This window comes from Lelliottia nimipressuralis (assembly GCF_004402045.1).
Lineage (GTDB): Bacteria > Pseudomonadota > Gammaproteobacteria > Enterobacterales > Enterobacteriaceae > Enterobacter > Enterobacter chinensis.
Genome location: NZ_SOMG01000012.1, coordinates 125789 through 146218, shown reverse-complemented (window position 1 = coordinate 146218; position 20430 = coordinate 125789). Strand labels below are relative to the sequence as shown.

Sequence of the window (20430 nt, the reverse complement as noted above, 5' to 3'; positions counted from 1 at the left end):
GAGGGGACAATAAGTCCGGTCTTATAAAAAGCCTCTGACGAGAGTTTTTAAAAACAAGACCGACCTTAATCCCGGCCAGCCCGCCGATTGCTAAAATTCCCTCAAATTATGACGGGTATCCAGACAATGCAGAATGACGCGCGGTTGCTAAAATTAAGGTTGCACCCGTCTGCCTATTTTCAGCTCTCATCTTTCAGGGAACGATTCAAACGATGCGTTTTATCACTGCCCGGTTAATTAGCCTTTTTTTACTGCTTTGCAGTATCGGGCAGATTCAGGCCCAGGAACTGACTCTGCAACGCCGCGTGCAGGTCAATGCGCCGCATGTTCAGTTTAGTGATGATGTTCAGCAATGGTTGAATAACAATCAGACGCTTCATGTGGGCGTCTGGGGACAGCCGCATCCTCCTCTCAGCGAAGGGATGGAACACGGGATTTTCAACGGGATTGCGGCTGATTATCTGGCGCTGCTGGAAGATAGTCTGAAGGTCAACGTCAAACTCCACTATTACAGCCAAAGTCGCGATGCCTTCCAGGCGCTGCGCCGCCATGACATTCAGATGGTAGCGATGTGGAACCCGGAGCTGTGGCCAAACCCCGATCTGGTGACCACACCGCCATGGCTGCTGGATAAGGCGGTCTTAATGACCACCCGCGAGCGGGCCGATGACGCACCCGAAGAGAGCCCTAAGACCGTCGGCCTGATGACTGATACCAACGCCAGCCCGGCGCTGCGGCGTTACTATCCCGGCAGCACGCTCCGTTTCCAGTCCTGGTATCCTTCAGCCGTCAGCGCGCTGGCGTTTAAGCAGATAGACGCGCTGTGGATTAACCGGGCCAGCGCGGAGTATCTCACTCAGTATCATCAGGCTCAGGGGCTACGCTGGCACTACAGCCCGGCACTGCCCAATCTGAACATGAGTTTTGGGGTGGATCGCCAGTTGCCGCAACTGGCGGAAGCCATCGACACGGTGTTCAAACATATCCCGTTAGCCAGCCGTTTGCGTATCACCACCAGTTGGGGGCTTAACCGGAGCTTCGTGATCACGACGAACCCGCTGGGTCTTGATCAGGAGGAAGAGGACTGGCTGCGCAAACATAGTCAGATTCAGGTCATTCTTGATAATCGCCAGCGGCCGCTGGCGTTTCTGGAAGACGGAACGCCTGCGGGTCTGGTGATCGATTTGCTCAATCAATTTAGCGAGCAGTATGACATTCACTTCACCATCATGATGGCGGGTAGCGACGACGAACTGAATGCGTTAAAGCGGGATAACCCGGATGCGCTGGTGCTCAGGCAGCAGGTCAACGTGGCGCAAAAAAACGCAACGTCCAGCGCGATAACCCCACCATTGCTCACCACGCCCGTCGTGGTGGTGATGGATCAGGAGATCAAACGGCCGGACGATTTTTCCCAGTTGAAGGGCGAAAAGCTGGCGATTATGGCCGACGATCCGCTGCTCCCCTGGCTGGAAACCTGGTATCCCACGATCAAACTGGTGCCGTTGACCCATATGGACGACGCGCTCGCGCGGCTGAAAAAAGGCGAGATACGCGGTGTGATTGCGCCACAGTTTATCGCTAACTATCTGGTCACGCGCCACCATCCCACCCGTTTTCATCTGGCAGTGACGGTGCCCGTGCCCCCTATTGATGTGGTTATTGCCGCGCAAACCGACACCAGCCAGCCGATCAATATTCTCAATAAAGCGCTGGCGGATATGCAACCGCAGGCATTGATGCAGCTGGCGGGTGACTGGCGACAAGCGGCCATCGACAATAGCGAAACCTGGGCACAAAGTTCATTACTCAATTCACTGGTCTGGGGCGTATTGCTTCTGCTGGTGGTGACAGGGTGTTGGCTGTGGATACAGTATCTGCGCGCCGCGCTGCGTCGCGGCAACGTCTTGCAGCAACAGCTTACTGAACAGTTACGTTTTACCCAGGCACTGATCGACGCCTCGCCCGTGGCGCTCTACGTCCGCGATCGCAACGGCCATCTGCTGCGCTACAACCAGGCCTGGGCGGATGCCATCGGCCAGCCGGGCGATGCCTTCCAGGGGCAGCCGGTGACGGCAATCGACATTGCCGAACCGGCGGTGCTGGCAAACCTGGAGGCGAAATACCAGCAGGCGTTGCAGGATGGGCAACCGCAGAACTGGTCTGACAGTTTTACGATAAACGACCAGACGCGCTACCTGCAGGGCTGGGTTGTGCCGTGGCACGACAGCCAGGGGGAGATTGGCGGCCTGATTGGCGGCTGGCTGGATGTCACCGAAAAAGAGCAGTTGATTGCTCAGCTCTCTGAGACCAAAAGTAATCTGGAGCAGGCGATAGGCAGCAAGAATGCCTTTATGCAGACGATGGGGCATGAAGTGCGTACCCCGCTCAGCGTGATCACCGGCCTGCTGGAGATGGAGCTTCAGGCGCTGGATGCGCGGCATGAGCATAATGAAAACCTGAACCTGATATGGGAATCCTCCCTCAATCTGCTTTCGCTTATCGGCGATATGTTCGATGTCTTCCGTGCCGATAACCCGCAGCTGAACGGAACGACGCGCAGCACGCACCTGCCGCAGTTAATCCACAGTACGGTGGCGCTCTACCGGCAGCAGGCGGAAGCGAAGGGGATCACCCTGAACGTGCTGATCGAGCTCTCTACCGAGCGCTTTACCACCGATCCGCTGCTGATTATTCGCATCCTCTCCAGCCTGCTGCGTAACGCCATCAAGCATTCTCACTGTCATGAGATTGACGTTGAGGTGTATGAGGGCAGCAGAGAGCCGAATACCACGACGATCCCGCTGGTCATTGAGGTGTGCGATCGGGGCGAGGGCATTGGCGGTCATCTGCTGGATGAGATTGCCGGACGGGCGCACCACGTGACGCTGAAATCTGAGTGGACTGACACCGGGTTCAGTTTACCCGCATGCCTGTATATGGCGCAGGCTGCAGGTGCCGAGGTGCGTATCGACAGTGAACCCCATGAGGGCTGCGTGGTGAGTCTTCACTTCAATGCCGAGCCAGCTGCCAGCAAAGTATTGACCCCTCCGCCCGTCGAACAGACGCGCAGCCTGCATATTCTTGGCGTGGATGACTATCCGCCCGCACGCCGCGCGCTGCAGCAGCGGCTGGAGTCCTGGGGGCACCGGGTGTCACTCGCGACGCAGGGCGCGGAGGCGCTGTCGATGTGGCAGCAAAATCCTGAACGCTATGATGTCATTATTACCGACTGCACGATGCCAGAGATGGACGGTTATGAGCTGGCGCAGCAGATCCGCCATACTGAGCAACTCAATGGATTGCCGCCGATTCCGGTCTTTGGTCTGACGGCGATGAGCGGATCAGAAGCGGCAGAGCGCTGTATTGATGCCGGGATGAATGAATATCTGGAAAAACCGCTGACGGCGGAGAAACTCCAGACGCTGCTGGATCGCTATTTTGCGACCAGCAGCGCAAAACCCGACCTGGTGAATGATGCCACGCGGGCGCTGCAGGCCGAAATGGTTGAGGTCAACAAAGAAGATGCCAGCCAGCTGACGCAGTGGCTCGCGCAGAAAAATCGCGACAAGGTGGGCCGTATGGCGCACCGTATCAACGGCGGGGCGCGGATGATGAACATGACGGCCCTGCAGAAAGCCTGTGAACAACTGGAAACGGCCTGTAATGCAGAGCGCAGCTGGCAGGAGATTGAATCCCTCGTCAACCGCGTGCTGGAAGAGATGGCCCGATTTAATCAGCAGTTGACGTTAGACGAAGAGCCAGGATGAACGTACTCCCCTGTGCACAAAAACAGATCCAGACCGCCTGCGCGCTTATCGAAAACATCCTGGGAAGCGAGCTGATGGCGATTCACTTATACGGTTCGGCGATGGAGGGGGGGCTGAAACCGCTGAGCGATATTGACCTGCTGGTCACAGTGCGTTCGCCGCTGCGGGATGAACAACGGCGTACCTTAATGCAGAAGCTGCTTGGGATTTCGGCCTGGCCCGGCACGTCGGAGGTTTACCGGGCGCTGGAGGTGACGGTTGTCGTCTGGTCGCAGATTGTGCCATGGCAATTTCCGCCCGTGCGGGAACTGCAGTTTGGAGAATGGCTACGGGACGATATTACAAACGGCGAATACGAACCGGCGCAGCCCGACCCCGATCTGGCGATTTTACTGACCAAAGCGCGTCAGAACAGCTTCCCCCTGCGGGGAGAAGCGGCCAGCACGCTGTTTGAGGCGGTTCCTGAACGCGATCTGCAGCATACGTTTCGCCAGACCCTCGCGCTGTGGAACGGGGCCGACGATCTGGAGGGTGACGAGAGACATATCCTCCTGACGCTGGCGCGCATCGGGTATAGCGTTGAGACCGGTAAGATTGCGTCTAAAGACGAGGCGGCGGCCTGGCTGCAGCCGCAACTGCCTGAAGCCCATGCGAAACTGCTGGGGGAAGCGCGGGCAGAGTATCTCGGGTTGGTCACTGTGGATTGGGCAGAAAAAATGCCTCAGGTTGAGGCATTTGTCCGCGAGGTCAAAAAAGCGATCCAGGAAAAACTGGCGTAACGCCGTCCGGCATTATCGCATCGTCACAAACTCTTCCGCGGCCGTCGGGTGGATTGCCACCGTGTTGTCGAAGTCTTTCTTCGTTGCGCCCATCTTCAGCGCCACCGCAAAGCCCTGCAGGATCTCATCCATGCCGAAGCCAATGCCGTGGATACCGACAATTTTCTCTTCCGGGCCTACACACACCAGCTTCATGCGGCACGGCTGGCGGTGAGAGGTGACGGCGGTATACATCGCGGTGAACGCCGATTTATACACTTTCACCTGGTCGTCGCCGTACTGCTCGCGCGCCTGCGGCTCGGTTAAGCCGACGGTGCCGATTGGCGGGTGGCTGAAGACGACGGTTGGGATAAGGTTGTAATCCAGATGCTCGTCCGGCTTGTTGTTGAACAGGCGCTCGGAGAGACGACGGCCCGCCGCAACGGCAACCGGGGTCAGCTCAACCGCACCGGTATTATCGCCGACCGCGTAAATGCCCGGTACGCTGGTGTTCTGGAACTTATCAACGACGATGTAGCCTTTATCGTTGGTTTTCACGCCCGTTACAGCCAGGTTGAAGTTATCGTTCGCCGGTTCACGACCGATCGCCCAGATCAGGCAATCGACGGTCTGGCTGCGGCCATCTTCCAGCTCCAGGGTCAGGCTGCCGTCTGCATTTTTCACGACCGCTTTTGGTACGGCGTTGGTGTGCAGGGTTGGGCCTTCGGTGTTCATCACTTCGACCAGGGTATCGACAATCAGCGGGTCAAAGCTGCGCAGCGGCGCGTGTTTACGCACGAACAGGTGCGCCTCAGCGCCCAGCCCGTTAACCACGCCAGCCAGTTCAACCGCAATGTAACCCGCGCCGACAACGGCAACGCGTTTTGGCAGGGCAGGCAGCTCGAAGAAACCGTCGGAGTCGATACCGTATTCTACGCCCGGGATGTTCGGATGGCTCGGGCGGCCACCGGTGGCGATCAGGATGTGATCGGCGGTGATCGTCTCGCCGTTCACTTCGATCGTTTTCGCGTCCACGAAGCGGGCGAAACCGTGGATCACGTCGACGTTATTCTTGCCCAGCACGTTGTCGTACGAGGTGTGAATACGGTCGATGTAGGCGGTACGGCTGGCGATCAGCTTATCCCAGTCGAAGTGGTTGATGGTGGTATCAAAGCCGTAGTCCGGGCCATACATATGAATAGCTTCACGGATTTGCGCCGCATGCCACATCACTTTTTTCGGTACACAACCCACGTTCACGCAGGTGCCGCCCAGCGCTTTGGCTTCAATCAGCGCGCACTTCTGGCCGTACATGGCCGCACGGTTGATGGAGGCGATGCCGCCGCTGCCGCCGCCGATTGCGATGTAGTCATAATGCTTAGTCATAGCTTTTGTCCTTAATCGTGAATTGCCGCGATTGTATACCTGAAATCAATAGTTTCCACCGATGGCTGCGATTACTCCGGCACGATCCAACGGACGGTCGCGTGGCCTGTACCGGCTGGCACCAGCTTTTTATGCAGCCACGGCAGCACGTTGTTCATTTGCGCTTCGAGTTTCCACGGCGGGTTGATGACGATCATGCCCGAGGCGGTCATGCCGCGCTGGTCGCTGTCCGGACGTACCGCCAGCTCAATTTGCAGGATTTTGCGGATGCCGGTCGCTTCCAGGTCTTTGATCATGCGTTTGATTTGCGCGCGCAGGACCACCGGATACCACAGGGCATACGTTCCGGTGGCGAAGCGTTTGTAGCCTTCGTGGATGCCGGTCACCACCGCCTGATAGTCGGTTTTGATTTCGTACGGCGGGTCGATCAGCACCAGGCCGCGACGTGAAACCGGCGGCAGTTTGGCTTTCAGCTGCTGGTAACCGTCGGCTTTTTCCACGCGGGCGCGGTTATCTTTCTGGAATTCAGAACGCAGCAGCGGGAAATCGCTCGGGTGCAGTTCGGTCAGCTGGAGGCTGTCCTGCTCGCGTAGCAGCTGGCGCGCAATCAGCGGCGAGCCTGGGTAGTAGCGCAGCTGGCCGTTGCGGTTGAAGTGATTCACCACACCAATGTATGGCTCCAGTTCGGCAGGGAGGTCGTCCTGCTGCCAGATGCGGGCGATGCCTTCAAGATATTCACCGGTGCGCTCGGCATGTTCGCCGCTCAGCTGATAACGGCCCGCGCCCGCATGGGTGTCCAGATAGAGAAATGGCTTATCTTTCTCTTTGAGCGATTCGATGATCAGGCTCTGAACGGTATGTTTAAGGACGTCGGCGTGGTTGCCTGCGTGGAAGCTGTGGCGATAACTGAGCATGGGTGATGATTTTCCGCTGAATTGACGATTTTCCACAGTTTACAGCAGAACGGCACAGATTACCCGTAGGCCCGGTAAGCGCGGCCATTGAAATCCTCTACACTTAACCCCATTCTAGATCCCATATGCACAGCGCCGGATGCGCGCTTCATTCATCAAATTCAACAGGACAGCGTTTATGACCAATCCATTACTGACGCCTTTTTCGTTGCCACCGTTTTCTAAAATCCTCCCTGAGCATGTGGTTCCAGCCGTTACGCAATCGCTGGACAACTGCCGCGCGGCGGTAGAAAACGTGGTTGCGCAGGGCGCGCCGTACACCTGGGAAAATCTGTGTCAGCCGCTGGCCGAAGTGGATGACGTTCTGGGACGTATTTTCTCCCCGGTGAGCCACCTGAATTCGGTAAAAAACAGCCCGGAACTGCGCGAAGCCTACGAACAAACCCTGCCGCTGCTCTCTGAGTACAGCACCTGGGTCGGCCAGCATGAAGGGCTCTACAAGGCGTATCGCGACCTGCGCGACGGCGACCACTATGCCGAACTGAACACCGCGCAGAAAAAATCCGTCGATAACGCCCTGCGTGATTTCGAGCTTTCCGGGATTGGCCTGCCAAAAGAGAAGCAGACCCGCTACGGTGAAATTGCCGCGCGTCTCTCCGAGCTGGGCAACCAGTACAGCAACAATGTGCTCGACGCTACCATGGGCTGGACGAAGCTGATCACCGACGAAGCGCAGCTAGCCGGAATGCCGGAAAGCGCGCTGGCGGCGGCAAAAGCGCAGGCCGAAGCGAAAGAGCAGGAAGGCTTCCTGTTAACGCTGGATATCCCAAGCTATCTGCCGGTCATGACCTACTGCGACAACCAGGCATTGCGCGAAGAGATGTACCGCGCGTACAGCACCCGCGCTTCCGATCAGGGGCCGAATGCCGGTAAGTGGGACAACAGCCCGGTGATGGCGGAAATTCTCGCACTGCGTCACGAGCTGGCCCAACTGCTGGGCTTTGAAAACTACGCCGATAAATCTCTCGCTACAAAAATGGCGGAGAACCCGCAGCAGGTGCTCGACTTCCTCACCGATCTTGCGAAACGCGCCCGTCCGCAGGGTGAAAAAGAGCTGGCCCAGCTGCGCGCCTTCGCCAAAGCGGAGTTTGGCGTGGACGAGCTTCAGCCGTGGGATATCGCCTACTACAGCGAAAAACAGAAGCAGCACCTCTACAGCATCAGCGACGAGCAGCTGCGCCCGTACTTCCCGGAAAACAAAGCCGTTAACGGCCTGTTTGAAGTGGTAAAACGCATCTATGGCATCACCGCGAAAGAGCGTACCGATATCGACGTCTGGCACCCGGACGTGCGCTTCTTCGAGCTGTATGACGAGAAAAACGAACTGCGCGGCAGCTTCTACCTCGATCTCTACGCCCGTGAGAACAAGCGCGGCGGGGCGTGGATGGATGACTGCGTCGGCCAGATGCGTAAAGCCGATGGATCTTTGCAAAAGCCGGTTGCTTACCTGACCTGTAACTTCAACCGCCCGGTGAGCGGCAAGCCTGCGCTGTTTACCCACGACGAAGTGATCACCCTGTTCCACGAGTTCGGTCACGGTCTGCACCATATGCTGACCCGCATCGAAACTGCAGGCGTGGCCGGCATCAGCGGCGTGCCGTGGGATGCGGTCGAGCTGCCGAGCCAGTTTATGGAAAACTGGTGCTGGGAGCCGGACGCGCTGGCGTTTATCTCCGGTCACTATGAAACCGGCGAACCGCTGCCGAAAGAGCTGCTCGATAAAATGCTGGCGGCCAAGAACTACCAGGCGGCGATGTTTATCCTGCGTCAGCTGGAGTTCGGCCTGTTTGACTTCCGCCTGCACGCCGAGTTTAGCCCGGAGCAGGGGGCGAAAATCCTTGAAACCCTGGCCGAGATTAAAAAGCAGGTCGCCGTGATCCCAGGGCCAACTTGGGGCCGCTTCCCGCATGCCTTCAGCCACATTTTCGCAGGCGGCTATGCGGCGGGTTACTACAGCTATCTGTGGGCCGACGTGCTGGCGGCAGACGCTTTCTCTCGCTTCGAAGAGGAGGGGATCTTCAACCGCGAAACCGGCCAGTCGTTCCTCGACAACATCCTGACCCGGGGCGGTTCTGAAGAGCCAATGGTGCTGTTCAAACGCTTCCGCGGCCGCGAGCCTCAGCTGGATGCGATGCTTGAGCATTACGGGATCAAAGGCTGATTGTTACGTGAAGATCTGCTTAGTAGATGAAACAGGCGCCGGAGACGGCGCCTTATCTGTTCTGGCGGCCCGCTGGGGGCTGGAGCACGATGAAGAAAACCCGATGGCGCTGGTGATGACTACAGCGCATCTCGAATTACGCAAGCGCGACGAACCGAAGCTCGGCGGGATTTTTGTCGATTTTGTCGGCGGCGCCATGGCGCACCGGCGCAAGTTTGGCGGCGGTCGCGGTGAGGCTGTTGCCAAAGCAGTCGGCATCAAAGGGAGCTACCTCCCGGACGTGGTCGATGCCACGGCGGGGCTGGGGCGCGATGCGTTTGTGCTGGCGTCTGTCGGCTGCCGCGTGCGGATGCTGGAGCGCAACCCGGTGGTGGCTGCACTGTTGGATGATGGCCTGACGCGTGGCTACGCGGACCCGGAAATTGGCCCGTGGCTGCAGGAGCGGCTGCAGCTGATTCATGCCTCCAGCCTGACGGCGCTGACCGATATCACCCCGCGCCCGCAGGTGGTCTATCTCGACCCGATGTTCCCGCATAAGCAGAAAAGCGCGCTGGTGAAAAAAGAGATGCGGGTGTTTCAGTCGCTGGTGGGACCTGATTTAGATGCAGACGGCCTGCTGGAGCCTGCTCGCCAGCTTGCAACGAAGCGGGTGGTGGTGAAGCGCCCTGACTATGCGCCGCCGCTGGCGGACGTTGCCACGACCAATGCGGTGACCACCAAAGGGCACCGGTTTGATATTTATTCGGGTACGCCGGAATAAAAAAGCCGGGTGGCGGCTTCGCCTTACCCGGCCTACGTTCAGTGCCATTTGTAGGCCCGGTAAGCGTTAGCGCCACCGGGCTTTTTTGCACTTACTCGTCTTCTTCATCACGCAGTGGAACAATCAGCATATCCACGTGAACGGTATTAATCAGCTGGCGCGCTGAAGACATCAGCTTGCTCCAGAAGTCCTGATGGTGACCGCAAACCACCAGGTCCATGTCATATTTCTTAATCGCATCCACAAGTACCTGACCCAGGTCGCCGCTGCCGCTCAGGGTTTCGGTAATCGGATAACCTGCGTTGGTGGACAGTTCGCTCAGGGCGTGGTGCGTCTCTTCCGAGATGCGTTTCTGCATATCGCCGAGATTCACGTCGATCAGACCGGTATAGAGATCGGAGTAATTCACATCAACGTGAATCAGGGAAACTTTCGCGTTGTAGGGACGTGCCATGGATACCGCTTTATCAACCAGCACTTTGCTCTCCGGAGAGAGGTCTACCGCGATGAGAATGTGTTTGTAAGCCATAGTGTTACTCCTTCCTTAAGTTATCGATGACTAAATGAGAATGCCGTCGTCTGATACTTTCATTACGGCCCAGTTAAACATATTTTTCAAGCTTTGGTGTTGATAACGATTAACCTTGTGGCAAAAAAATTAACGGATCTCCTACACTATTTAATGAGCCGTTCGGATATTAAAACGCGAACCGGATCGAATTTTGGTCATTCTTTCACTGAACTGTCTGTCAGGGCATTGGGGTGCGGTAGCTCAGAAGCCTTGCTTCGTGGGTGGACGCCGGGGAGGATGTATGATTAGCACCGTCGCATTGTTTTGGGCGTTATGCGTAGTTTGCATAGTGAATATGGCGCGCTACTTCTCATCGTTACGTGCGCTGTTAGTGGTACTTCGTGGTTGCGATCCGTTGCTTTATCAGTATGTGGACGGTGGAGGGTTCTTCACCTCGCATGGACAGCCCAGCAAGCAGATGCGTCTGGTGGGATATATCTACTACCAGCGCTACCGCGATCATCACGATGAAGAGTTTATCCGTCGTTGCGAGCGCCTGCGTCGTCAGTTCATTTTGACCAGCGCCCTGTGCGGGCTGGTCGTGGTCAGTATGATTGCATTGATGATTTGGCACTGAGTATCACAGCAGGCGGGGAAAGCCCCGCCTTCTTTCATCTGGCTCAGGGTTTAACTGAGAACCGGAGACTGGAGATATTGTTCTCCATCGAAATAACCTTCCCGCTATAGGCAATTTTCACTTCCCCGCTTGTATCAATACTGGCTGCGGTAATCGTGCCTGTACCTTCGATGACAGGATGCTTCATAGCAAGCTGATGGATAATGTCGATATCTTTCCCTGCGATCTCCCCCGAGAGATAGTAACGGTAGATTGTTGGTACGGTTGTGCCACCCTGATTGTTCACGGTCATATAGAGCCAGACGCTATCGGATAATTTATAAACGCGCTGTAGCTCATCGCTATTTCGCTGATTGGGCTGATGGTTTAACCAGAGAAATCCAATGACCAGAACCAGAAGCGAAACGGTAACAAGGCGATGAATCCATTTAATAGCCGTTTTGAATGGCATACTCTATTCCTTCTCTGATGTTGCATTGGTCCGTTGGGTCGTCTCCGTAAGGTGGTTTTTCGTACCATTTTCCCCATTCCGGTTTTGAGGTACCTGCCCGGCCTTGAGCCCAGCCTGCGCCCATAAGAAGGATGTTTGCAGGGATACCTGCCGCAGTACCTGCGGCTCCGAAGTTGAAGTTACCAAATGCAGCAAAATAAGGGTCGAATTTTTTATAATCCCAGGGACCGCCATTTCGGACTTTTTGGTAGAACCAATAATACGTTGAGGGCGTGGCCATATTGCGTGACATTCCGTTAAGGCGTGCCTCACGCATATTGTTCGCTATAACGATTGAACCCGGTCCTGAGATAGGGACAGAAGCCATACATTCTCCTTTGTCTGGATTTATCTTCTGGCCGCCATGATAGTTTTTTCTGTGTTTTGAAATTGAGCAAAAAATGTTCAGAAAATCCTCATGTTATCAAACACCTCATGGCAAATAGCAGCCATAAAAAAAGCGGGTCAGTTTCCTGACCCGCTTTTTTGTCGCACTCAACCGATTAGATCAGCTTCAGCGAAATCCAGTACAAGCCACCAGACAGCAGGATGGATGCCGGAAGGGTAAACACCCAGGCCATCAGAATGTTGGTCACGGTTTTGCGCTGCAGACCGCCACCGTCAACAATCATGGTACCTGCCACGGACGAGGAGAGTACGTGGGTCGTTGAGACAGGCATACCGGTATAGCTTGCCAGACCGATAGAAACTGCCGCCGTCATCTGCGCGGACATACCCTGCGCATAGGTCATGCCTTTCTTACCGATCTTCTCGCCGATGGTGGTCGCCACACGACGCCAGCCAATCATTGTACCGATACCCAGCGCCAGCGCGACGGCCATGATGATCCAGATTGGCGCGTACTCAATGGTGTTGAGCATATCGCCTTTCAGTTTCTTCAGGAGGCGCTGGTCGTCAGCATTCACGTCAGGCAGTTTCGCCACTTTATCCGTCACATCAGAGATGCACAGCATAATGCGACGCAGCTGACCACGCTGCTCAACGGTCAGTTTGTCATAACTTTCGATATTACCCAGCATGCCTTTCGCACGTTCCAGCGCGTTAATCGCGTTTGCCGGATGGCAATGGAACTCGCCTGGTGCAGTCGTCGCACCCGCTTCCGGAGAAGGGATTAACTGGTCAACGCCGGTCGCCTTCCTCAGCAGTTCGGGATGCTGCTGGAAGTAGGTTTCAACGTTGTTCACTGCATCACGGGTACGGGTGATTTCGTAGCCGGAAGCATTCATGTTGACCACGAATCCTGCCGGAGCGACGCCAATCAGTACCAGCATCACCAGACCAATGCCTTTCTGACCATCGTTCGCGCCGTGTGAGAAAGCCACGCCGATAGCGGAAATGATCAGAGCAATACGCGTCCAGAATGGCGGCTTTTTCTTGCCGTCTTTCTTTTCACGCTCTGCTGGCGTCAGGTGAATACGGGAGCGTTTTTTGGTGTTGCTCCAGTAACGACGCAGGATGAAGATCAACCCGCCAGCCACCACCAGACCCACGATAGGGGAGACGATGAGTGAGGCAAAGATCCCCAGTACTTTCGGGATATTTAACGCATCAACAACCGATGTACCGGTCATCAGGGCATTCGTTAACCCGATACCGATAATCGCGCCGATGAGGGTGTGAGAACTGGATGCAGGCAGGCCGAAATACCAGGTACCGAGGTTCCAGATAATTGCAGCAAGCAGCATTGAGAACACCATAGCGAGGCCATGGCCAGAACTAACGTTAAGCAGCAGATCCGTTGGCAGCATATGCACGATCGCATACGCAACGCTCAGTCCGCCCAGGAGAACACCAAAAAAGTTAAATACCGCCGCCATAACAACCGCAAGCTGCGATCGCATTGCGCGAGTGTAAATAACCGTTGCGACTGCATTTGCAGTGTCGTGGAAGCCGTTGATCGCTTCGTAAAACAGTACAAAAACCAGAGCAAGCAATAATAAAAGCCCGGTATGTAAATCCAGGCCGGCAAACAAATGTAGCATAGGACGTTACGCCATTTTGAGGACATGAACGCGGCGCATTATCCAGGACAAATGCACGGCGGGCAAAGTGAAATATAGACTTTTTTTGACATACCACCTGATTTGGGAAAAGTGCCTGAAAGGATATTCTTTAAATTTCAATGGAATGGCTTTGTAATATCTTTTTACGCTGGTGTGACCACAGAGGAAACTTTACAATCCGCGGCAGTTAACCAAGAGGATTTTGACGTGGAAAGGTTTGATGCCGTGGTAATTGGCGCCGGTGCGGCGGGTATGTTTTGTGCGGCGATGGCCGGACAGGCGGGTCGTCGCGTGCTGTTGCTGGATAACGGTAAAAAGCCAGGTCGTAAGATCCTGATGTCCGGCGGTGGGCGCTGCAACTTTACTAACCTGTATGTAGAGCCCGCGGCTTATCTGAGCCAGAACCGGCATTTTTGCAAATCTGCGCTGGCGCGTTACACCCAGTGGGACTTTATCGAACTCGTGGGTAAGCACGGCATCGCGTGGCATGAGAAGACGCTGGGCCAGCTGTTCTGCGACGACTCCGCGCAGCAGATTGTCGATATGCTGGTAGCCGAGTGCGAAAAGGGTGGCGTGGTGATGCGCCTGCGCACGGAGGTGCTGGAGGTTGCCCGTGATGAACAGGGTTACACGCTGCAGCTCAACGGTGAAAGCGTCAGTGCCGATAACCTGGTGATCGCCAGCGGCGGGCTTTCCATGCCGGGGCTGGGTGCTTCCCCGTTCGGCTATAAGATTGCGGAGCAGTTTGGCCTGAAGGTGCTGCCGACCCGCGCCGGTCTGGTGCCATTTACGCTGCATAAACCGCTGCTGGAACAGCTCCAGACACTCTCCGGGGTGTCTGTTCCGTCAGTGATTACCGCTGAAGACGGTACGGTGTTCCGTGAAAATCTGCTCTTTACCCATCGCGGCCTCTCCGGCCCGGCGGTGCTGCAAATTTCCAGCTACTGGCAGCCGGGGGAGTTTGTCACGGTTAACCTGCTTCCCGATTGCGATCTGGACGCGTTTCTCGACGAGCAACGTGCGGCACACCCTAATCAAAGCCTGAAAAACACGCTGGCAATGCAGCTGCCAAAACGTCTGGTGGAATGTTTGCAGGTGCTGGGGCAGATCCCGGATGTGTCGCTCAGGCAACTTAACAGCCGCGAGCAGGAAACGCTGGTCGAGACGCTGACAAACTGGCGCGTGCAGCCAAACGGCACCGAAGGCTACCGCACGGCGGAAGTGACGCTGGGTGGAGTCGATACGAATGAACTCTCTTCCCGCACCATGGAAGCCCGCAACGTGCCGGGACTCTATTTCATTGGTGAAGTGATGGACGTTACCGGCTGGCTCGGTGGGTACAATTTCCAGTGGGCATGGGCCAGCGCCTGGGCGTGTGCGCAGGCGCTGCAAAATGCGCAATAAATTGCCGGGGAATGATGTTTCCCCGGCAGCGTTGCTGTAATTCAGGTGATGTAAGAATTAATCCGGGATGATGTAATCCGCAATGCGGAAGGTCACTTTACCCGTCCAGCTGTTATCCCGGTAAGAACCAATGGCGAGACTATCCTGCGTAAAGCCATTGAAATTCCCGGCAGCGATAGAGGCGCCAAATTTTTCATACTGATTTTTACCCCAGTAGACTTTCGCAACGCCTTCACTCACCAGCGTACTAATATTGATCATGCCTTCATCATCTGCGTAATCATCCAGGCTTTTGCCTCCGTTGATCACATACACGGCGCCAACCTGAGTGCCGCTGGAGTTCAGCGCATTTGGATCGCCAATCACCAGATCCTTCTTGCCGTCGCCGTTCAGATCCACATTACCGAGAATGCTATTCCCGAACCCTGCCAGTTTGCTGCCTGGTCTGTCGGCGTAGATAGCATAGCCATCCCGCACGCTGAAACTCTTGTTGAAGTTCAGACGTGTGTGCGCCGCATCAAGGAACAGGGAAGATGGCAACTTACTGCCGTCGGTCTTACCTTTAATAATCCAGACCAGTCCGGAACGTTTTTTATCGATGCCAATGTCGGCAGGGGCGCTAATCGCAAAAGCGTTATAGTGAGTACTCAGGAAGTTACCTAACGGCGTGATGGTGCCGTTATTGGGCTTATCCTGCGTGTACGCGCTATGATCGTTATTCCCTTCACCACCTCCTGACTGGCCGCCAAGGAAAGCGTTCCCCATACCGTGGATACGGGTCGCCTGCGTGGCGTTTAACGAGGCGATGTCGAGATTCCCCTGGTTGAAACTGCTGCCGTAGACGAGATATGCCGTGCCGCGTCCGCTAATGCCACTGTTGTCGGAAACGCGGCCTTCATTGACGGATTCCGGGTCGACTATCAGATAATCACTGAAGCCATCGCCGTTAATATCCCCCACATCGCTGATCTGCTGACCCAGGTTGTAATTAAGCGGTTTATCCGGACCGTTGGTAGCGGTCATTTGCGGACGAATATAGGCGCCGGTCGCGGCAGGGATTTCCCAGTCGCCCAGATTGTTGCGCTTAATATCAATGTTCTGCCACTGGTCGCCTGCTTTTTGGGCGCCGTAGATAATCACTGCGCCACCGCGTCCGCCAGTGCCTTCGATATCGCCGATAGCGAGATCGACCATCTTGTTAGCGACGGCAGAATTTTTATATTTAATTGGCCCTACTGCAGCACCAAACCAGCCGCCGGTATTAGCATTGCCTGAAGCATTCACCGTACGGATGCGAATGCCCACGCGAGAGTTGCCGTTATCGATATCATTGAGGTCTATCTGATTAGAAAGACGCGCGCCTGTGCGGTGGTGTGGCCCGCCCCAGATGATATATACCTGGTCATGCCAGTGGGAAGCGATCGCTAAATCGTCATATCCATCACCGTTAATATCCCCAATTTTGCGTACCGCGACGCCCATCCATTTTGTGGTGACTGAGCCCGGTTTATTCGCTTTATTACTGTGGATAATTTTAAGCGCGTTTTGCGGATCGAATTCACCTACGTTATTCACTTCCTGCATGGTTTTTCCACCGGAAGTCCCGAAAATAACGTACGCGATCCCTTTCGCATCATCCCCCCAGGGGGCCGTAATCACAATATCTTCGCCCGCGATATGCGTGCCATTGTCTTTATCGGAAAACTTACCGATCGTGGTCATTGTCATACCGAAATAGTCTTTACTCTTTTCACCTTTGATAGCGAAAGGGGCAGAGTAGGGCTCGATATCGCTGGCAATGACCTGAGATGCCGTGAAGCCTGTACCTAATAAGGCTGCAACGCAAAGTGCTACACGCGTTTTACTTTTTAGTTTCATGCTATATATCCTTATACAAATCCATTTTTAAATACCCGGCAACTCATTTCTATAGCGCCATGAGTTGCAATGAAATAAGACGTTTCTTTAGTGGATTAAGTTTTTTCTTTATTTGAACTCGAAATCCAGGGTTGATGTGGCTTCAAATTTTCCCGGTTCTGGAGATTTTTCTCCCTGTTGCACGGGCGTTGCTGTAATCGTGACATTACCCTCCTGTGTCGGAATGGCCGGACTGCTGCCATCAATTTTATTACCGTTATGTTTTAGTTTTATTCCTAAATCGCTGCGAACCCCTTCATCATTATGGGTTTTGATAAAGCCGGAACCATTAAAATCGGAAGTGCGGAATTTAATACTCACTTTGCTGACATCATCAGGATTTTTGCAACTGACGTGAATATCAAAGTCTTTTTCCTTTTTGGCGGCTTCGGGCTTAAATTCATTTACTGAGATATCGCCAAACGGGACGTTAATGGTTTGTCCATCATTAATAGTGCATTGTGGTGGAATATCAATTGACAATTGAAAATTGAGTTTAACAAAGGGCCTGGAGCGGTCAAAACTACCTGTCTGTTTTTTGGCATAAATGGTAACTAATTCCTGCATAGGAATTTCAATACGGCCCGAAGGAAGCGGTTTAGTTAATTCTAGTGAGACGGTTCCGTTGGAGCCGGTTGCGAACGGATAAGCATCGTTATTATCATCACAATTATTTTTCTCAATATGCCCATTATCAACACCAGCAGTGTTACTTAAATCAACAGGGACTGTTCTTAAATCATCTTTTCCGCCAAGGGCTACATTAATGCCGATATTGATACCCTTGTCCACATCCAGGGGATAATAGATAAAGTCTGCGCTACGTTTACCGCCTCCTGAACCCAGTTTAGAACTTGTAAATAGAAATAATATACTCTCTGCCACGTTGGAGTCTCTGCAGAAGCAGATACCATCAAAATTACCTTTATTCTTCCATGGTGATTGAGTTATGCCGGGAACGTCGTCGGCAGTCAGGTTTTCGATAATATTAAAGTTGTGCGCCACGCCTGATACAGTTGATGTCGGCCAGCAGCTCCCTTCTACAGCGGCAAAGGCAGGCGATCCTATAAATCCACCTGCGGCCAGGCAAACGAATAACGCTAATTTTTTCATGATTAATTCCTTAAATCATTAACGGGTTATTTGCAGGTTTGCGCTAACTGCACAATTCCGCTAATCGTGGGTTCCTGCCCAGAAAGCTGATAGTGAACCTGGCAACGCTGATCGGGTTTCTTACCCCAGCTCACGTCTAACGTCCCTTTTTCCGCCATCCCTGTGAGGAATACGCTCCCTTCATCACCCACAATGCTGCTGGTTGTGTTTTGAGAAACAATAGCGCCGAACGGAACGGGTTTGCCCTGCGCACCTGTCAGCGTCATCATCAGGCGTTTACCCACCGCAGTGGTAAAACGTGCCCGAACGATGGCTCCCCGGGTGGGAACAACTTTATGGCTATTGCTTTCCAGCTCAACATCATCTGGCAGCGTGTCGGGTCTCAGCTGGATTGTGCTCTCCTGATAAGGGGTCAGGTAAGGCACCACGGCATAGCCCCGGGAGTCGGTGCGTACGCCAGCGTGGTTACGGACGCTGACGCCCGCTGCATCCGGCGCTTCAACCAGGGCGACCGTTTCACCCAGCGACTGCGCCAGCGTGACGCCATGCGGGTGAACCAGCACTCCCCCTCGCAGGTTGTAATTCAGCCGCTGTGCGTCCCGGCTATAGCCATACCCGGCGCCAACCTGCGCATAACGTCCGCTATAGCTGAGTGATGCATCGCTGCTGTTTGTCTGGCTGCCAGAGGTGATGTTCTGCTGTACGCTCCAGTTAAGGTTATTGTCCTCAAGGGCACTGCCGCTAAGGGAAACGCTGTGGCCAGGCGAGCGTTTTTCTGCTGCGGAAAAGGTATAACCAGCACGCGTGGAGCGGAGCCATTTGTCCAGCGGAACGCTCATGCTGAGGCTAAACAGGTTGTCCTGGTTATAACGACGCTGGTTATCCTCTTTTGTTACGTTCAGATAGTGGCTGTAATTCAGGCTATAGCTGATACCGTTCCAGCTATTGCCATAGCCCAGCGTGGCGGAGGTCGTGCGTTTGTGGCTGGTGTGGTAGTCCTCGCTGACCAGCATGGCGGAGAGATAGCCAAGGCTTTCTCCCAGGTTTTGGTTTAGCGTCAGTTCTGTACGGCTACGGCGTCGCTCCGGGAGCCAGTTCTGCGAGTTGTAGCTGCCCAGCGTTTCACCCAGCGTGTAGTAATCGGACGTCGAGTAGCGATAACCCGCAATCGCAACGTTAGTGCCGGTAGACAGCAGGCTTTTGTTGTAGCGAAGGCGTAGCGATTGGCCCCGGTTTTTCTCTGCCTGCCTGGTGGTTGCCCAGGCCTGGGTAATATCGAAGGACAGTGCGCCAAAATCGCCCATGTTTTTACCCATGCCAAAGAGCAGGGACTGATATTGACTGGCGGCCTGCATGCCGCCGTATACCGAGGTTTCCCACGGAAGACCGTAAATCAGGCTCCCTTGTGAAAACAGGGCATTCTCAGCATCGCTGCTGCTGGAACGATAGGTACCGCTAATAACTTCATATTTGAATTGACCTTCCCGCTGCATAACCGCTAACGAGGCGTAAGGCACTAAAGAGACTTGCTCGCTGCCATCCGCCTCTTTCACCACAACTTTCAGCTCGCCGCTGCTGCCGAGGTAAAGATCGTTAATGACAAATTCACCGGGCGGTACATAGCTTTGATAGATGCTATAGCCGTTCTGAAAAATAGTGACCTGGGCATTGGTACGGGCAATACCGCGGATCACAGGAGCATAGCCCCGCAGGCTGCCCGGAAGCATCTGCTCATCCGAGTAAAGCTGAACGCCACGAAACGGGGTGCTATCAAAGACTTCAGCGGTAGAGCTATTATCTCCGACAATCAGCTGGCTATTCAGGGTGCTGATATCACGCTGCAGATAGGTATAAATTGATTCCCAGCGGCCGGCTTGCCCCTGGCTGTTGCTCCAGGTCGAAAAATTGCGTAAACGCCATGGGCCAACATTCAGACCCGGACGCAGGCTAAGATAGTGGCTGTCGGTTCCCGAACCATTGTTTGAGGTCCAGCTGGCGCCGCTGTAGTTGTAGCTGAGCGTCAGGCCCGGAATTCCCTGCTCCCGACGTGCGGGATCGATGTAGCCGTGAGCCTGGCTGTCCAGCGCCGCCTGAGGGATGCTAAGTCTTAACGCCTGCTCACTGAAGTCAAACTCGCTGCTCGCCTGTGGGATCGCCGCCAGTTTCGCGCAGCCCTGAGTATCATCCTGCAGCAACGGGAAGGCCCCCGTTTTTACACCAAACGACTGAAGCGTTTCCTTGCTAAGGCACGGAGCCAGAATATTTTTATGCTGCGCGTTCTCTTCGAGTCGAAACGCGATATCACGCGTGTCGATCATTTTATTGTTAACAAAGAGATCAACACGATAAATGCCGGGTGTCTGGCTATTTTTATTCTCAAAGAGAGAAAGATCGACAGCGGTACGTGGCGCACCACCTGTTTCCAGAAAGGCCGGGTCGAAATAATCACTGGCGTATAATGCGCTGGGTAATATCCAGGCAAAGCAAAGCGCTGGACGAATGCCCCAAAATATAGTCATGAAAAA

15 protein-coding genes are annotated in these 20430 nt (G+C 54.6%); 6 read left to right on the top strand and 9 right to left on the bottom strand.

What is annotated here, in order from left to right:
• The first annotated feature begins 212 nt into the window (after window positions 1-212).
• Window positions 213-3770, top strand: coding sequence for a response regulator (locus tag E3U32_RS06905; RefSeq protein WP_134348176.1), 3558 nt, complete (start codon window positions 213-215; stop codon window positions 3768-3770).
• The gene (locus tag E3U32_RS06900) at window positions 3767-4549 is read left to right on the top strand and encodes an aminoglycoside adenylyltransferase family protein (protein ID WP_134348175.1); all 783 of its coding nucleotides are present in this window, start codon (window positions 3767-3769) and stop codon (window positions 4547-4549) included. The genes E3U32_RS06905 and E3U32_RS06900 overlap by 4 nt, the downstream gene beginning before the upstream one ends.
• A 12-nt stretch (window positions 4550-4561) precedes the next feature.
• Here the strand turns inward: E3U32_RS06900 and gorA are convergent, their stop codons facing one another.
• Together gorA and E3U32_RS06890 are read right to left on the bottom strand one after the other, a co-directional pair.
• Window positions 4562-5914: a glutathione-disulfide reductase gene (gene gorA / locus E3U32_RS06895; protein WP_134348174.1), complete on the bottom strand. Its 1353-nt coding sequence runs from the start codon at window positions 5912-5914 to the stop codon at window positions 4562-4564.
• Window positions 5915-5985: 71 nt separating this feature from the next.
• Window positions 5986-6828 carry a 23S rRNA (adenine(2030)-N(6))-methyltransferase RlmJ gene (locus E3U32_RS06890; protein ID WP_134348173.1) on the bottom strand — a complete coding sequence of 281 codons (843 nt, stop codon included), beginning with the start codon at window positions 6826-6828 and terminating at the stop codon, window positions 5986-5988.
• Between the two features lie 178 nt (window positions 6829-7006).
• On the opposite strand from E3U32_RS06890, the gene prlC reads away from it, so the two are divergent.
• On the top strand, window positions 7007-9049 hold the full coding sequence (gene prlC, locus E3U32_RS06885; RefSeq protein WP_134348172.1) for an oligopeptidase A: 2043 nt from the start codon (window positions 7007-7009) through the stop codon (window positions 9047-9049).
• Window positions 9050-9056: 7 nt separating this feature from the next.
• Window positions 9057-9809: a 16S rRNA (guanine(1516)-N(2))-methyltransferase RsmJ gene (gene rsmJ / locus E3U32_RS06880; protein ID WP_059311430.1), complete on the top strand. Its 753-nt coding sequence runs from the start codon at window positions 9057-9059 to the stop codon at window positions 9807-9809.
• Between the two features lie 91 nt (window positions 9810-9900).
• Here the strand turns inward: rsmJ and uspA are convergent, their stop codons facing one another.
• The gene (gene uspA / locus E3U32_RS06875; RefSeq protein ID WP_003861223.1) at window positions 9901-10338 is read right to left on the bottom strand and encodes a universal stress protein UspA; all 438 of its coding nucleotides are present in this window, start codon (window positions 10336-10338) and stop codon (window positions 9901-9903) included.
• 283 nt (window positions 10339-10621) lie between these two features.
• On the opposite strand from uspA, the gene uspB reads away from it, so the two are divergent.
• Entirely contained in the window at window positions 10622-10957 is a 336-nt protein-coding gene (gene uspB / locus E3U32_RS06870) for a universal stress protein UspB (RefSeq protein ID WP_003861224.1), read from the top strand.
• Between the two features lie 43 nt (window positions 10958-11000).
• Here the strand turns inward: uspB and E3U32_RS06865 are convergent, their stop codons facing one another.
• The 3 genes from E3U32_RS06865 to pitA form a co-directional block, all read right to left on the bottom strand.
• A complete protein-coding gene (locus E3U32_RS06865; protein ID WP_134348171.1) occupies window positions 11001-11408 on the bottom strand; it encodes a hypothetical protein in 408 nt (135 codons plus the stop codon).
• The gene (locus E3U32_RS06860; RefSeq protein ID WP_208527903.1) at window positions 11386-11775 is read right to left on the bottom strand and encodes a polymorphic toxin type 44 domain-containing protein; all 390 of its coding nucleotides are present in this window, start codon (window positions 11773-11775) and stop codon (window positions 11386-11388) included. The genes E3U32_RS06865 and E3U32_RS06860 overlap by 23 nt, the downstream gene beginning before the upstream one ends.
• Window positions 11776-11950: 175 nt before the next feature.
• Window positions 11951-13450, bottom strand: coding sequence for an inorganic phosphate transporter PitA (gene pitA, locus E3U32_RS06855; RefSeq protein ID WP_134348170.1), 1500 nt, complete (start codon window positions 13448-13450; stop codon window positions 11951-11953).
• A gap of 228 nt (window positions 13451-13678) precedes the next feature.
• Here pitA and E3U32_RS06850 point away from each other — a divergent pair, with 228 nt between their 5' ends.
• A complete protein-coding gene (locus tag E3U32_RS06850; RefSeq protein ID WP_134348169.1) occupies window positions 13679-14875 on the top strand; it encodes an NAD(P)/FAD-dependent oxidoreductase in 1197 nt (398 codons plus the stop codon).
• Between the two features lie 57 nt (window positions 14876-14932).
• Here the strand turns inward: E3U32_RS06850 and E3U32_RS06845 are convergent, their stop codons facing one another.
• The 3 genes from E3U32_RS06845 to E3U32_RS06835 all read right to left on the bottom strand — a co-directional run bounded on the left by E3U32_RS06845 (window position 14933) and on the right by E3U32_RS06835 (window position 20424).
• The gene (locus tag E3U32_RS06845) at window positions 14933-16753 is read right to left on the bottom strand and encodes an integrin alpha (protein ID WP_134348168.1); all 1821 of its coding nucleotides are present in this window, start codon (window positions 16751-16753) and stop codon (window positions 14933-14935) included.
• A gap of 108 nt (window positions 16754-16861) precedes the next feature.
• A complete protein-coding gene (locus E3U32_RS06840) occupies window positions 16862-17905 on the bottom strand; it encodes a fimbrial protein (protein ID WP_134348167.1) in 1044 nt (347 codons plus the stop codon).
• Between the two features lie 26 nt (window positions 17906-17931).
• On the bottom strand, window positions 17932-20424 hold the full coding sequence (locus E3U32_RS06835; RefSeq protein ID WP_134348166.1) for a fimbria/pilus outer membrane usher protein: 2493 nt from the start codon (window positions 20422-20424) through the stop codon (window positions 17932-17934).
• Between the last annotated feature and the right edge of the window lie 6 nt (window positions 20425-20430).

Bases quoted from the DNA above. Each gene is read 5' to 3' on its own strand.
- E3U32_RS06905 (WP_134348176.1), top strand. From the start codon at position 213: ATGCGTTTTATCACTGCCCGGTTAATTAGCCTTTTTTTACTGCTTTGC.
- E3U32_RS06900 (WP_134348175.1), top strand. From the start codon at position 3,767: ATGAACGTACTCCCCTGTGCACAAAAACAGATCCAGACCGCCTGCGCG.
- gorA (WP_134348174.1), bottom strand. From the start codon at position 5,914: ATGACTAAGCATTATGACTACATCGCAATCGGCGGCGGCAGCGGCGGC.
- E3U32_RS06890 (WP_134348173.1), bottom strand. From the start codon at position 6,828: ATGCTCAGTTATCGCCACAGCTTCCACGCAGGCAACCACGCCGACGTC.
- prlC (WP_134348172.1), top strand. From the start codon at position 7,007: ATGACCAATCCATTACTGACGCCTTTTTCGTTGCCACCGTTTTCTAAA.
- uspA (WP_003861223.1), bottom strand. From the start codon at position 10,338: ATGGCTTACAAACACATTCTCATCGCGGTAGACCTCTCTCCGGAGAGC.
- uspB (WP_003861224.1), top strand. From the start codon at position 10,622: ATGATTAGCACCGTCGCATTGTTTTGGGCGTTATGCGTAGTTTGCATA.
- E3U32_RS06865 (WP_134348171.1), bottom strand. From the start codon at position 11,408: ATGCCATTCAAAACGGCTATTAAATGGATTCATCGCCTTGTTACCGTT.
- E3U32_RS06860 (WP_208527903.1), bottom strand. From the start codon at position 11,775: ATGGCTTCTGTCCCTATCTCAGGACCGGGTTCAATCGTTATAGCGAAC.
- pitA (WP_134348170.1), bottom strand. From the start codon at position 13,450: ATGCTACATTTGTTTGCCGGCCTGGATTTACATACCGGGCTTTTATTA.
- E3U32_RS06845 (WP_134348168.1), bottom strand. From the start codon at position 16,753: ATGAAACTAAAAAGTAAAACGCGTGTAGCACTTTGCGTTGCAGCCTTA.
- E3U32_RS06840 (WP_134348167.1), bottom strand. From the start codon at position 17,905: ATGAAAAAATTAGCGTTATTCGTTTGCCTGGCCGCAGGTGGATTTATA.
- E3U32_RS06835 (WP_134348166.1), bottom strand. From the start codon at position 20,424: ATGACTATATTTTGGGGCATTCGTCCAGCGCTTTGCTTTGCCTGGATA.